Source organism: Flavobacterium hungaricum (genome assembly GCF_015182285.1).
Taxonomy (GTDB): domain Bacteria; phylum Bacteroidota; class Bacteroidia; order Flavobacteriales; family Flavobacteriaceae; genus Flavobacterium; species Flavobacterium hungaricum.
Window position 1 is genome coordinate 42,210 of sequence record NZ_PRDM01000008.1, and the last position, 13,672, is coordinate 55,881.

Here is a 13,672-nt window from a genome sequence, read left to right on the forward strand (position 1 = left end):
TTTGTGGAGTTTCTGGCGTATCCTTCGACTCCGCTCAGGAAGACAAAGCCTTGTGTTAATTTGGAATTTAAAATTTGGAATTTAATTAAGCGTAACAGTCAAAGTAATTTCAGTATTCAACAATTTAGAAATTGGACAAATTTCTTTTGCTTTTTGTGCCGTTTGCTGAAAATCTTCTGCAGAAATTCCAGGTACTTTACCGGTAAGTTCTAACTGAATTAAAGTAATGGTTCCGTCTTCAAAAGTTACTTTAGCCGTAGTGTCTAAATCTTCTGGAACAAAACCAGCTTCAGACAATAAAAAGCTTAATTGCATTGTAAAACAGCCAGAATGCGCCGCAGCGATTAATTCCTCAGGATTGGTTCCAACACCCTGCTCAAAACGAGTTTTGAATGATAATTGTGCATTATCTAAAGTGGTGCTTTGTGTACTAATGGTTCCTTTTCCTTCCATTCCTGTACCTTTCCAGTTTGCGTTTGCTCTTCTTGTAAATTTCATGATTTTTATTTTTTAAATTATTTTTTAAGATGTTCAAATCATTTCTTTGATTTTGATGAGACAAAGGTATAGGGAAGGTGTTTATTAACCAAATTAATAATTTTTAATAGTTATAAAAATAATTTATAAGTATTGGATTTGCTGTGTGTGGAGGAGAAAGTCGGAGTAAAATAAAATGGGGAAGGGAAGAAGATGTTGCTAAAATGGTGTTGAATTTGAATAATAAAAGTGCAGTTACTGGGGTTGATTTTATTATGAATGGTGAGATGAGTTTGGGATTATTGTTTTTAACAAATAAAAAAAAGAGCTTAAAATTTATAAGCTCTTTTTAATTTAAAAATTTGATGATATATATTACTCTACTACTAAATATGATTTAATTACACCATCAAATTTCTTTTTATAATTATCAGAATATTTACCATGTCTCATAAAAAAACTCGATTCTTCCCCTAATAGTAATAAAATTGCAGGTATAGCATCTTCAATCTGTAAAATTGAAGTAAAATTATCGAGTGAATACGAACCTTCTTTACGATTATAATAATCATAAATATTTGATACAATTTCATCTACTGGTTGACTATCGCTATATTCAACTTCAGTTTTTATCGAATCTTCTTTATTTATTTCGTAAATATAAGTATCTCTAATTTCTGCAAGACCTCTTGATAATTTTGTACCAGAGGCTGATTTTAAATCAATAATACTAGTTAAAATGTCAGACAGCTTTTTAACACCACGAACTACTTCAAATTCAGTATCTATCATTGATAAAATCTCATTTGAAATTGCACTACTATTAATTTTGAAGTTTAAAAGTGAAGTATGATCAAGATACTTTCCGGGTTTGAATAAGTGCCAATATCGTAAGCTTGGATTGCGTAATTGATATTCTTTTCTAAATTCTTTAAAAGTATTATCCCAAGTTATTACAATTGGATCAATTAGATCAATATCTAAATCATAAATATGCATAAACAGTAAACTGTCAAATTTTAATGATCTAGCCTTACGATTTGATTCATTTCGGGAGTATATTTCTCCTAAAGTTTTTGAAATTCTTTGAAAATCACTTCTAGTTTTATAATCTGTATCGTATTTATGTACAACATCAATATTAATTTCGTTTACTTTTAATAACTGTATAAGAAATTGTTGCAAGTAATCATTTTTATCATCTTTTTGAACCATATTTAATGATATACCGAAATCTTCTATATAGCTTCTAAAACTTCCATCAAAAAGTTTTTTTTCTTTTACTTTCAAAAAGAAATTTAGTAATTCATTACTTGTTCCTCCCAATTTTTCAAGTAATCCTGTGTCATAAATTGGGATCATTTTAATTGTCCTATTTAAGTAATCTGCTAACTCAATTACATATGGTTCAATAGTATTATATATAGTATTATTTTCCTTGTTTTTAATTAATGAAAACAAACTTTTTGTGACTTTGAATCTATAATTATCATATTCAAAATCTTCTTCTTTCATGACCATTAATAAATTTAGCAAAACGGGTGTATCTAAAAAAACTTCTTTATTCTGTCTCCTAGTATAGGAATCAAATTCAGAACTATTTATTAAATCTTTGTATAGTTTTCCAGCAGAAATTTTTATAATAAAGTCATTTTCGCTACATAATGAAATAACTTCATAAATAAAATTTTTAATCTGAGTTTTATCTGTTAATGATTCATTTACATATGATATAAGGTCTTGAATTTCAATATTTTCTCCATTTTCTTGTTCATAAGCTTCATTAATTTCATCTAAGTCAATTTCTTTATATTTTTTAAAAATATTATAAATTTTATCGATAATAATTTTAAGTTCAATATTCCCATCGTAATTATTTATTATTGATTGTAAATTAGTAAGGAATTCTCTTTCAAGTAAATCTGAATCAGCTTTTATACTTTTTAATTTATTTGATTCATTTTCAGTTAATTGATATTTATAAAGGTCGACTTTTTCAATTTTATGCTTGACAAGTAAATTGTCAATTATTTTATTACAATAATATTCAGGATTTTGAAGATTAAATTCATTTTTTAATTGCTCCTGAATGTCACTTTTAGAAAGTATAGTATTAGAGCAATTGAAAAATGCATTAAGAACAAATGCATTTATAAAACGTTCCTTTAATTCTAAAGAATCGCTGTTATGATTTAATAAATCAAAGCAAAGTTTATCATTTTCAGTAAAATATGTTTTTTCGTGATTTAGAAATTCGCCAAGGATATCTCTCAATTTATTTCTCGAAGCTGCAAAATCTGGTTTTTCTAAATATGTTGCAATTAACTTATTATCAAATATTTCTAAAGAAATAGAATATTCTCGTTTAGCAATATCCTGCAAATTATTTACCTTTTCTTCTGAAGCACCTTTAGAATAAAAAAAATAAAAATTTTCAGAGAATTGATGTTTTTGTATATTATTAAAAATTTTTACCAGATCTTTTTCTAATTTATTGTACACATTTGAATCGACTGTTACTTGCAGTGGAATTTTTTTTGCAATTCTATTGATGAAAATTTTCATATCTATTCCTCCATCACTTTTCCCATCAGTAAACGAAACGGTATCAACTTTAAAATAATCTTTTATAAAAACTTTTATAAATTCATCAAATTGATCTTTAGTTAGACCATATATCCATCGGGTAATATTTTTTGTGTAATCATTCATATCTAATATTTTCTTATTTTTTGATTAATGGTTCTAATTAATTTTTTTTATGGGATAATTCTTTGTAAATTATTAAAGTTACAAACATAAAGAAAGATTTTAGAATTAATGAATGGAAATCCGTAATCTGTTAATTAATATTCTCACAAGTGTAATAATAATCAAAACCCAATCAACCCGTATTTCTACGGTATTTTCTTTAATAAAAAAACAAACCCCTCAATCTAAAAAAGATCAAGGGGTTTAATTTTTTCAAAAGTTTAGAAACCTTATTCCAAATCCAGATACGGATTTAAAGTTTCGGCTAGTTCGTTCAGCCAGGTGAAACTGTCTCTTAAAGCCTTTTCGGATGAAAGATGTTGGTCGTTCATGACATTTAAGGCAAGGTTAAAATTTACCAATCGTATCGCTTTTGCCATCGAAAGAGGATCAATTCTGTCGGTGAAGAAGTTCAACAGCCTGATTTCGGCTTCTTTTGAAAGGGTGTTGGTACTCATATTCTTTATTTTTAGGAGGTATAAAACCCATGCAGCTAAGGTGTCCTACGCTATAAAGAAAGCGTTGCGGTTGTTTCCAATACCACCACCATACCACACGGGCATAAATTTTCTTTCTGAATTCATGTTCTTTATTTTTAGGACTACAAATATATTAAATCTGATTGGGTTAATAGTAAGAAAAATAATATGTTTTTTACTGAAGTTCTTTTTCAGAAATCTTTCCTTTTGAAAATGAGTGTCCTAGCCCTGATAGGAGCGGCATCCTTTTTCTTGCTTCTTTAGCAAGGAAAAGATATAGCGGATAGCAGGAAATAGCTCCTAAAAAATATTCCCACTTTAAACCCTGTCCACTTCAACCTGAAGTTTGTCCGTTTCAACTATTTTTTGATTTCGTAAAACGCATAGCCGCAATACTTTTGACTCAGAAATTAACAGAAAACAAATAGTAAAAATCAAAAATTATGGAAACGAAAAAACAAAAAACAGGGGTGGTAATCGCAATAATCATTTTAGGAATCATTGCGTTTTTGGTTCCCAATCAGATTGCAGCGCAGACGGGAGTAAAAAGAATCGATTTGCAAAAACACGATCTGAGTATTCCAGGACGTGAAATGATTCAGGCACGAATCGATTTTGAGGGGCATTCGGCTTTCGGTAAACATTTTCATCCCGGCGAAGAAGTCATTTACGTTGTCGAAGGTTCGCTCGAATATCAGATAGAAGGGGAGAAGCCGGTGACTTTAAAAGCGGGTGAAGTGCTTTTTATTCCGGCGGGCGTGGTGCACTCGGCAAAAAATAATACGGATTCTAAGGCTAGTGAACTGGCGACTTATATCGTAGAAAAAGGAAAACCTGTTTTGACTTTGGTTAAATAGTTTTTTTTGCCACGAAGACACTAAGACGCAAAGGTTTTTAATGCAAAGATTTATAAAGTTTTTCGCCCGCTGATTTAGGAAATTGAGCAGATAAAATAGAATCTGCTGATCTGCTAAATCTGCGAGAAAAAAGAAATCCGTTTTATCAATTTAATCTGTGGCTAATAAAATTGGAAAGTTTTGGTTTCACGCAGATTTAAAAAGATTTGAGGTGATTTAGCAAATTGATCATCAAATAAAAAATCTAAAAAAAATCTGCTTTAATCTAATCCAATCTGCGTGAAAAAATGTCTTTTAAAAAATCTTAGTGTCTTAGTGCCTTCGTGGCAAAAAAAACAGCAAAGCAAAAGCTGTCCAGTTCAACCTTCAATTTGTCCGTTTCACCTTTTTTCTCCTTTCAAAACGAGGCTTCTCAAAATACCTTTGACGAAGAAATTAACTAATCAATAATCTATAAAACAACTTATTATGAAAACGATACAAAATACAACAAACAACATTTTACGCCAATTTGCTTTAATCGCAATATTTGTATTAAGCGTAAATTTTAGCAATGCACAATCAGAAAATCCGCTTGGGACTTTCAAACAAATTAATGCGGGATTATTAAATGTGGGTTATGCCGAAGCGGGTCCGCAAAACGGAACAACGGTTATTTTGCTTCACGGCTGGCCTTACGATATTCATAGTTATAGTGAAGTGGTGCCGCAATTGGTTTCAAAAGGGTATCACGTGATTACGCCTTATTTACGCGGATTCGGAACTACTCGCTTTCTTTCTGATCAAACGTTTAGAAACGGACAACAAGCCGCTCTTGCTCAGGATGTAATTGATTTAATGGATGCTTTAAAAATCAAAAAAGCGGTTATCGGCGGGTTCGACTGGGGCGCACGAACTGCGGTTGCGGTTGCGGCGCTTTGGCCAGAACGTGTTCAGGGACTGGTTTCGGTAAGCGGTTATATTGTAGTGAATCTGGAAGCGAACTTAAAACCGTTGCCGCCGACGGCAGAATACGGCTGGTGGTATCAATATTATTTTGCAACAGAAAGAGGGCAGTCGGGTTATTCTCAGAATACTTACGAATTCAACAAACTGATCTGGAAACTGGCTTCTCCAAAATGGAATTTTGATACTAAAACCTACGATCAAACTGCTCAGTCTTTTGACAATCCGGATCATACAGCAATTGTGATTCACAATTACAGATGGCGTTTGTCGCTTGCTAACGGAGAATCTAAATACGATGCTTTGGAAAAAAGACTGGCTGCAAGACCTTCAATTTCGGTTCCGACCATCACAATTGCCAGCGATTTTGACGGCGCAGCAGCAGACGGAAAAGCGTATGCGAACAAATTTACAGGTAAATACGATCACCGAATTTTAAAAGATATCGGTCATAATGTACCGCAGGAAGATCCTAAAGCTTTTGCACAGGCGATAATTGATGTGGCGGGGAATTGAGATAATTAGATAATTTGTCAATTAGATAATTAGATAATTAGTCAATTAGGGAATTTGTCAATTAGGGAATTAGTCAATTAGATAATTAAATTCAATATCAAAAATCAAATTCAATTACAATATCAAAAATCAATTGCAATATCAAAAATCAAATTCAATCACAATTTTTTTTAACAATCTAAAATCTATCCCGAGGCTTCGGGACTAAAATCCAAAAACTCATGGAAACAAAAATTTTATACACAGGAAAAACGCATACTACAGGCGGGAGAAACGGAATGTCGCAAAGTTCAGACTTAAATTTAGACATTAAGTTAACTCCTCCAGGAAGTTCAGGTTCTGGTACTAATCCGGAACAATTGTTTGCGGCGGGCTGGTCGGCTTGTTTTATCGGCGCGATGGGATTTGCGGCTGCAAAACTTAATGTAAAACTTCCGGCTGAAACGGCTGTTGATGCTTCGGTTGACTTGTGTCTGACAGGAAGTGAATATTCGCTTCAGGCAAAATTAGACATCAGCTTACCGGGAATTGAATATGAAACGGCCAGACAAATTGTGGCAGGCGCGCATCAGACTTGTCCGTATTCTAAAGCGACAAGAGGAAATATTAATGTAGAATTGAATATTCTTTAAAACTCATTTTTAACCTGCAGGATTTCTAAAACCTTGCAGGTTTCTTTTTAATTATTACAAAAAAAACAGACCTGATTTATCACATGAAAAATATAAAAATAATACCCATTTTAGTACTTCTTTTTCTCTTTCAGGGAAATCGAATTTGGAGTCAAAACTCGAATAATAAAGGCTTTACGCTTTTAGAATTATTCACTTCAGAAGGCTGTTCGAGCTGTCCGCCGGCAGATGAATTGCTGGGACGAATAGAAAACGAAAACAATAACCAGCTTTACATTTTGGCGTATCATGTCGATTATTGGGACAGACAGGGCTGGAAAGACATTTTCAGCCAGGCAAAATTTACCGAAAGACAATACGAGTATGCAAAATGGCTTGGCAAAGAGCCTGTTTATACGCCTCAGGCGGTTGTAAATGGAAAAAAAGATCTTATTGGTTCTAACGAAAAGGAAATTAGAACTGCGATAAAAAATAGGATTTCTAAATCTCAAAATTTAGATTTAAGTGTCGAATCTGGTTTTACGGCTTCTAAATTGAAGCTCAATTATACCTTGGACAAAATTTCTAAAGACACGAAATTATTGATTGCTGTGGTGCAGAAATCGGCCAAAAGTAATGTAAAGAGAGGGGAGAATGCGAACAGGATTTTAGCGCATTATCAAATTGTGCGCGAGCTGCAAAGTGTAAAACTGACTTCTAATTTGAAAGGAACTGTGACTTTGAATCTTCCAAAAGATTTTAATTCTAAAGATTTTGCAATTATTGGTTTTGTTCAAAATAACAGCGACGGAACTATTCTGACGGCAGATCGAATAAATTTATAATCGATAGTTATTTTATTAAAAATTAAATAGATAGCGGTTTGTATTTTATTTTCTGCTTTAAATGAAAATAACTGCAAATCGAAAGCTGTAAAACCCGACAGATTTTTAAAATTTGTCGGGTTTAATGACAGCAGTAAACTTCAAAACAAAAAATCCTATCTTTGATCAAAGAGGATTTAAAAAAAACAAATTGATATGGAAAAAGTAACACGCTTTCAGGTTTCGAAGCGGTTGATTTGGGGAAGCTCTATTTCGCTTGCTGTTTTGGCCTCGGTTCCCAAATTATTTGACACTTTTTCAAAACCCGCAGATATTGTAATCAATTCTTCGATTACGTTTTTATTCTCTCTTTTTATCTGGTATTACAATATTTACAGTCTGCCCAAATTTACAACCAAACGAACGTCTAAAAGTTTTGTAAACGGTAAATTATTTTTAAGCGTTCTTCTGGGTATTGCCATTATGGTTTTGCTGGTTGTAGCGCATCAGGAACTTTTTCAGTTTGCGCAGATGGACGCGCCGATTATGTTTGAACTTCGCGGGGTTTTAATCAACCTGATTGTGTATATGTTTGTGCATTTGCTTTTTCAAAACTATCAGACGCGTCAGATCGGATCGGAGCTGGAACGCGCCAAAATGCTCAATCTTGGGGCGCAGTACGATCTTTTGAAACAGCAGGTAAATCCGCATTTTTTATTCAACAGTCTGAATACTTTAAAATCGATGGTGGATATAAACGATCCCAATAGTTCTGATTTTATCCTGAAATTATCCGATTTCTATCGTTTTACATTAGAAAGCCGTAAGCTGGATTTGATTTCTTTAAGGGAAGAAATCGAAATCCTGGACTCGTATGTGTACCTTCTAAAAGCCCGTTTTGAAGACGGATTTGAATTAATTAATACATTAAATGACGAGCAATTAAAAGCTGTAATTCCGCCTTTTACGATGCAGCTGCTAATAGAAAACTGCATTAAGCACAATGTGGTTTCTTTAGAAAAACCTTTGATCATAAAATTATATTCTGAAAATGATTGTATTGTGGTCGAAAATAAAGTACAGCTGAAACGGGGCGCATTATCAACAGGATTTGGTTTGGATAATATCACCCAGCGATTTGCACATTTGATTCATAAAGAAATTGTAATAGAAAAAAACGAAACCATTTTTAAAGTAAAAATACCCGCAGTTTATGACAATCATAATAGTTGAAGATGAAGTAAAAACAGCAAAAGCATTAGGGCAGTTAATTTTGAGTATCCGTCCCGATGTTCAGATTTTGTCGTATATCCAAAGCATTGACGGAGCCGTTAGTTATCTGTTAGAAAATGGGCAGCCGGATTTAATTTTTATGGATATTCAGCTGGCAGATGGTTTGTCTTTTGAGATTTTTAAAAGTGTAAAAGTGCTCTCACCCGTTATTTTCTGTACCGCTTTTGATGATTATGCTATTGATGCTTTTAAGTCTAACGGAATTGATTATGTGTTAAAGCCGTTCTCCCGCGAAAGTATTGCGCTGGCAATGAATAAAGCGGCAGAACTGCAGAACTTTTTTCAGCGCAATAACAAACAAATGCCTGACTTTGAGTATCTGCTGAGCAAAAGCAGCGAGAACAAAGGAAAGAGCAGTTTTTTGGTTTTTAAAAACAATAAATACCAAACTGTTCAAACGGAAAATATTGCTTATTTTTTTATTAAAAACGAGACGCCGACGATCATGACTTTTGATAAAAACGAATACCAGCTGACACAGTCTTTGGATGAAGTTTCGAAACTATTGGCGCCGGTTCAGTTTTTTAGAATTAACCGGCAGTATTTGGTCAATTTTGCCGCTATTCGCGAAGCAGAGCATTATTTTTCGCGAAAGCTGCTGATTAAACTGATCGTTCCTACAGAAGAAAAATTATTGGTAGGAAAAGAAAAATCAACAGCTTTTTTGAATTGGCTGGAAAACCGATAAAATTTAATCGGGAATAAAACATTTTAAAAAAAGCAGACCTGATAAAATTAAGCTTATAATAAAGATGATTTTTTTCATTGGATTGTAGTTTAAGATTTAGAAACAAAAACTGCCTAGGACCAAATCTTAGGCAGTTTTATTTTGCTCAATATTAGTTTAGAGTGGCTGGAGTGTATGTTGCAGTGTACAATTTTCTGTACATTGCATAGGTTACACTTACCATTACAAAAGCGATGACTGCGTCTGTGGCAGCGCCAAAACCGAGAACAGCAATTTTGGAAAAGAAGGCAAAAATGATGTCGAAAAATACACCTGCAAATACCCATTCTTTTAATCGAAGTAATTTATTCGGAATCAATAAAGTGATGACACCCGATAATTTGAACACCCCTAAAATGTATATAAAGTGCGCCGGATAACCTAATTGCTGCGTAATTCCCCAAACTAATGGATTACCTGTTAATTCGAAAAAACCGCTGGCACCAAACCAAAGAGAAGTTAAAATTGTTCCTGTCCAATAAATTGTTTTTGTTGTTTTTGAGTTCATGATTTTTGATTTTAAGTTATTTAACGAGACAAAGGTGCGCGGAAACAACTTCAAATAAAATCACAAAAACAGTGAAGTGGACAAAGTTGGGGTTAAAGTGGACGGGGAATGGATTTTAGATTTTAGATTATAGATTATAAATTTTAGATTTTAGTCCCGAAGCCTCGGGATAGATTATAGATTTTAGATTATAGATTTTAGTCCCGAAGCCTCGGGATAGATTATAGATTTTAGATTATAGATTTTAGAATATATAATTTATTTAGTTTCAGTTTCTCCTATCATCTATCATCTATCATTTAACATCTAACATCTAACTTTTAACCCATAACCCTTAACTCCTAACTTCTAACTCCTAACTCCTAACTCCTAACTTCTAACTCCTAACTCCTAACTTCTAACTCCTAACTTCTAACATCTAACCTCTAACATCTAACTCCTAACTCTTAACCTCCAACCCCTCTTCAATTTCACCTCAGAAATTATAGTTGCGGCAAAAATCAGGCTGCCACCGATTAGTAAGCGCCAGGAAAGATTTTCGCCAAGGATAAAAAAAGCACCGATGGCACCAAAAACGGGTTCGAATAAGTAAATTACGGCAACGCGTTCGGCAGATAAATAGCGCTGCGTGATGTTTGAAACGGTGTACATAAAAGCGGTAGAGAATAAAGCACAGTAAATGACACCCATCCAGAAAGTATTTTTTTCGGGAAACCAATCTGCCTGCGAATCGGTAATGGCCAGAGAAAAAGTAAATAAGGCACAAAAAGAAAACATGGGAACGATGGCGTACAAAAGATTCATTCTGGCAGCATGTTTTTCGACCGAAATCAAATAAACAGCAAAGCCAAAAGCTCCGGCAATAGTGTATAAATCGCCAATGTTTATGGTGAATTTGTCTTTTATGGCAATAATAAACAAGCCAGTTAAGGCGGTAAAAGCGGCGATCCAGATTTTTAAGGATGCATTGGTTTTATAAACTGCCAATTTTAATAACGGAATAATAATAACAGTCATTCCGGCAATAAAAGAGCATTGAGAAGCATCGGTAAAAGTGAGTCCGATGGTTTGTAAATGAATACCCAGAAACATCGGAACCGCGAGTATAAACCCCGTTTTGACTGCTTTGGCATTTGTCTTGCTGACGTATTTCCAGAAAATGACACTCAAAACCAATACTGCCAATAAAAATCGGTAAAACAAAAATGTAGAAGGCGAATAACTGCCAATTGCCAATTTGGTTACGGAATAGGAAATTCCCCAAAATGCAGTTCCGATGACTAATAATAGGAGTAGAAGTTGTTGTTTTTTCATTTTTTCTGAAGCCTTTTTGTTTGTTGTTTTTTAATGAAGTAAAACTTTTTTCATCAGTAAATCGGTTTGTTCGTCGTTTCCTAATTTGAAAATGTGGGTGTCAAATTGTACAAAACCATTTTTAGTATAAAAACTAACGGCTCTAAAATTCTCTTCCCAAACGCCCAGCCACATATACGAAGCTTTTAGTTCCCGAGCCTTTTGTTCTGCCTGCGCATAAAGTGCCTGTGCGGCTTTTTTACCGTGAAATTCTTTTGCCACATAAATTCTTTCGATTTCAAGGGCATTCAAATCTTGTTTTTCGGTCTGGGCTTCTCCAGTATTTAATTTTAAATAGCCAATAACTATTTCATCCAATTCGGCTAAATAAAAGTATGATGAGTGATTATTTAATTCTTGGGTAAGTTTTGCTGCAGCGAAACTTTCTTCCAAGTATTTCGCCATATTTTCATCTGAATTCACCTCGGCGAATGTCTCAGAAAAAGTCTGTCTGCCAATTGCCTGCAGTTTTATGAGATCATCAATAGTGGCTTTTTTTATTTTTAGATTCTCCATATTTTTTTAGTTGGTTATTATTTTTAATGTGCGATAAAAAGAAACTTGTTTATCATAAAGAAGTGATTGAAAAATAGACAGGTTTCTCAAACCTATGATTTTCTGTGTTTAAAAATATTCGATCTTTTAATGCGTTAAACTTGATTTTTACTCTTAATAAATGCGTAAATTGCATCAATGGATTTACAGCAAATTAAATATTTTTTAGCGCTTTCGCGTGAACTTCATTTCTGGAATACAGCCGGAAAAATGAATATTACGCAATCGGCGCTCAGTCGTCAGATTCAGTCGCTTGAAAATCAGCTTGGCGTGCAGTTGTTTGAACGTAATAAACGCAATGTTAAACTTACTGCAGCGGGGCAGTTTCTTAAAGAAAAATGGGAAGTCGAATTGAGTAAACTCGAATTCATCCATCAATCGGCACGACAGATTCAGCTTGGCGAAAGCGGTACGATTACTATCGCGCATCCTGATTCTATTTCGGCTTCCATTATGCCCGATATTCTATCACGAATTTCCAATTCTTATCCAAAACTTAAAATTAAACTGATTCAGGTTCTTTATGAACATCAGCAGGAATTGCTGCTCAATTATAAAATTGATCTTGTAATTACGAGAGACATCAATACTTCTCGTGACATCTGCTCGGAGAAATTTCATACCGATAATCTCGCTATCGTGGTTCCTGAAAATCATCCGTATCAAACTCCAGAAGATCTTACGAAAGAAACACTTTCTTCTCAGAAATTTATTCTGCCGACAAACGACGAAGGAAGCAGTTACAGCGATTTGATTCGACGCTTATTCAATTCTTTTGAAAATGCTCCCGAAGTCTATCTTCATTCTGAATTCGGTTCAGCCATTATTGCTTTGGTTCGAAAAGGGCTCGGAATTGCGATTCTGCCGGATTCGTATGTTTTTCATGAAATCCCAGGAATCCGCTTTATCAAATTACCGCTGGAAACCGATTTGTATATCAATTGGAGAACCGAAGATCATAATCCTGTTTTGGCAAATGTGTTAAAGTTGATTATTCCGTAATACGGCGTTTAACTCAAAAAATTGACACAGATTTCAGTGATTTTTGATCTTGATTCTGTTTTGTAAATCCTTGTAAATCGTTATTTGCTTTAAGAACGTAACATTTCGATATGCGGAATCCCGTCTTCATCATAGACTTCGCCTTCTTCTTCAAATCCAAGCGAATTGTAAAATTTGGATAAATGATATTGCGCGCCAATTCGGATGGGGCCTTTGCCAAACTTTTCTTCACAGCCCAAAATAGAGGCTTCCATCAGTTTTACTCCTAAACCTAGTCCGCGATGCGAGGGAGCGATTACAACTCTTCCGATCGAAATTTCATTATAGGAGATTCCTTTAGGAAGCAAACGGGTACAGCCTGCCAATTGGTTATCGACATAATATAAAAGATGAAAACTTTTTTGATCTTTATTGTCTAAATCTAAATAGGGGCAGTTTTGTTCTACAACGAAAACTTCACTTCGCAATCGAAGCATCGCATACAGTTCGTGATTGGTTAATTCTTCAAATGTTTTTATGGAATGGCTGAATGTCATGTTTTTATTTTATGCTTTTTTATGCCAAAGATAGGATGTAGAATAATGACAAAAAATGCTATTTTTTTATCAGGTGATGCTGAAAATGCATTAATTTTTTAATTAGATAATTTGGCAATTAGATAATTTGGCAATTAGGTAATTTGGCAATTAGGTAATTTGGCAATTAGGTAATTTGGCAATTAGAAAATTAGATAATTTTTTTTGGTTGTATTGCGGTATAAACCACGGTTGAAAC

At 33.8% G+C, this 13,672-nt stretch carries 14 protein-coding genes; 7 read left to right on the top strand and 7 right to left on the bottom strand.

Annotation, left to right across the window (positions count from 1 at the left end; translation table 11 throughout):
• Positions 1-81: 81 nt before the first annotated feature.
• The 3 genes from C4F50_RS25195 to C4F50_RS25205 form a co-directional block, all read right to left on the bottom strand.
• Complete coding sequence (locus C4F50_RS25195) at positions 82-498, bottom strand: OsmC family protein (protein WP_194141400.1); 417 nt, start codon at positions 496-498, stop codon at positions 82-84.
• 354 nt (positions 499-852) lie between these two features.
• Positions 853-3,189, bottom strand: a complete 2,337-nt coding sequence (locus C4F50_RS25200; RefSeq protein WP_194141401.1) for a hypothetical protein — start codon at positions 3,187-3,189, stop codon at positions 853-855.
• Positions 3,190-3,458: 269 nt separating this feature from the next.
• Positions 3,459-3,686, bottom strand: coding sequence for a hypothetical protein (locus C4F50_RS25205; protein ID WP_194141402.1), 228 nt, complete (start codon positions 3,684-3,686; stop codon positions 3,459-3,461).
• A 464-nt stretch (positions 3,687-4,150) separates the two neighbouring features.
• On the opposite strand from C4F50_RS25205, the gene C4F50_RS25210 reads away from it, so the two are divergent.
• The 6 genes from C4F50_RS25210 to C4F50_RS25235 all read left to right on the top strand — a co-directional run bounded on the left by C4F50_RS25210 (position 4,151) and on the right by C4F50_RS25235 (position 9,441).
• Positions 4,151-4,564 carry a cupin domain-containing protein gene (locus C4F50_RS25210; protein WP_194141403.1) on the top strand — a complete coding sequence of 138 codons (414 nt, stop codon included), beginning with the start codon at positions 4,151-4,153 and terminating at the stop codon, positions 4,562-4,564.
• Between the two features lie 468 nt (positions 4,565-5,032).
• Positions 5,033-6,025, top strand: a complete 993-nt coding sequence (locus tag C4F50_RS25215; protein WP_194141404.1) for an alpha/beta fold hydrolase — start codon at positions 5,033-5,035, stop codon at positions 6,023-6,025.
• Between the two features lie 221 nt (positions 6,026-6,246).
• A complete protein-coding gene (locus C4F50_RS25220; RefSeq protein WP_194141405.1) occupies positions 6,247-6,657 on the top strand; it encodes an organic hydroperoxide resistance protein in 411 nt (136 codons plus the stop codon).
• A gap of 83 nt (positions 6,658-6,740) precedes the next feature.
• Positions 6,741-7,481, top strand: a complete 741-nt coding sequence (locus C4F50_RS25225; protein WP_194141406.1) for a DUF1223 domain-containing protein — start codon at positions 6,741-6,743, stop codon at positions 7,479-7,481.
• A gap of 195 nt (positions 7,482-7,676) precedes the next feature.
• Complete coding sequence (locus tag C4F50_RS25230) at positions 7,677-8,693, top strand: sensor histidine kinase (RefSeq protein ID WP_194141407.1); 1,017 nt, start codon at positions 7,677-7,679, stop codon at positions 8,691-8,693.
• Complete coding sequence (locus C4F50_RS25235) at positions 8,674-9,441, top strand: LytR/AlgR family response regulator transcription factor (protein WP_194141408.1); 768 nt, start codon at positions 8,674-8,676, stop codon at positions 9,439-9,441. The genes C4F50_RS25230 and C4F50_RS25235 overlap by 20 nt, the downstream gene beginning before the upstream one ends.
• Before the next feature lie 151 nt (positions 9,442-9,592).
• Here the strand turns inward: C4F50_RS25235 and C4F50_RS25240 are convergent, their stop codons facing one another.
• The 3 genes from C4F50_RS25240 to C4F50_RS25250 all read right to left on the bottom strand — a co-directional run bounded on the left by C4F50_RS25240 (position 9,593) and on the right by C4F50_RS25250 (position 11,857).
• Positions 9,593-9,988, bottom strand: coding sequence for a DoxX family protein (locus C4F50_RS25240; RefSeq protein WP_194141409.1), 396 nt, complete (start codon positions 9,986-9,988; stop codon positions 9,593-9,595).
• 432 nt (positions 9,989-10,420) lie between these two features.
• Entirely contained in the window at positions 10,421-11,302 is an 882-nt protein-coding gene (locus C4F50_RS25245) for a DMT family transporter (protein ID WP_194141410.1), read from the bottom strand.
• A gap of 30 nt (positions 11,303-11,332) precedes the next feature.
• Positions 11,333-11,857 (bottom strand): GNAT family N-acetyltransferase, encoded by a 525-nt coding sequence (locus C4F50_RS25250; RefSeq protein ID WP_194141411.1) that lies wholly within the window; start codon positions 11,855-11,857, stop codon positions 11,333-11,335.
• Positions 11,858-12,034: 177 nt separating this feature from the next.
• Between C4F50_RS25250 and C4F50_RS25255 the strand changes: the two genes are divergently transcribed.
• Positions 12,035-12,898, top strand: a complete 864-nt coding sequence (locus C4F50_RS25255; RefSeq protein ID WP_194141412.1) for a LysR family transcriptional regulator — start codon at positions 12,035-12,037, stop codon at positions 12,896-12,898.
• An 89-nt stretch (positions 12,899-12,987) separates the two neighbouring features.
• On the opposite strand, the gene C4F50_RS25260 is transcribed toward C4F50_RS25255, so the two are convergent.
• Entirely contained in the window at positions 12,988-13,434 is a 447-nt protein-coding gene (locus C4F50_RS25260) for a GNAT family N-acetyltransferase (protein ID WP_194141413.1), read from the bottom strand.
• Positions 13,435-13,672 lie beyond the last annotated feature (238 nt).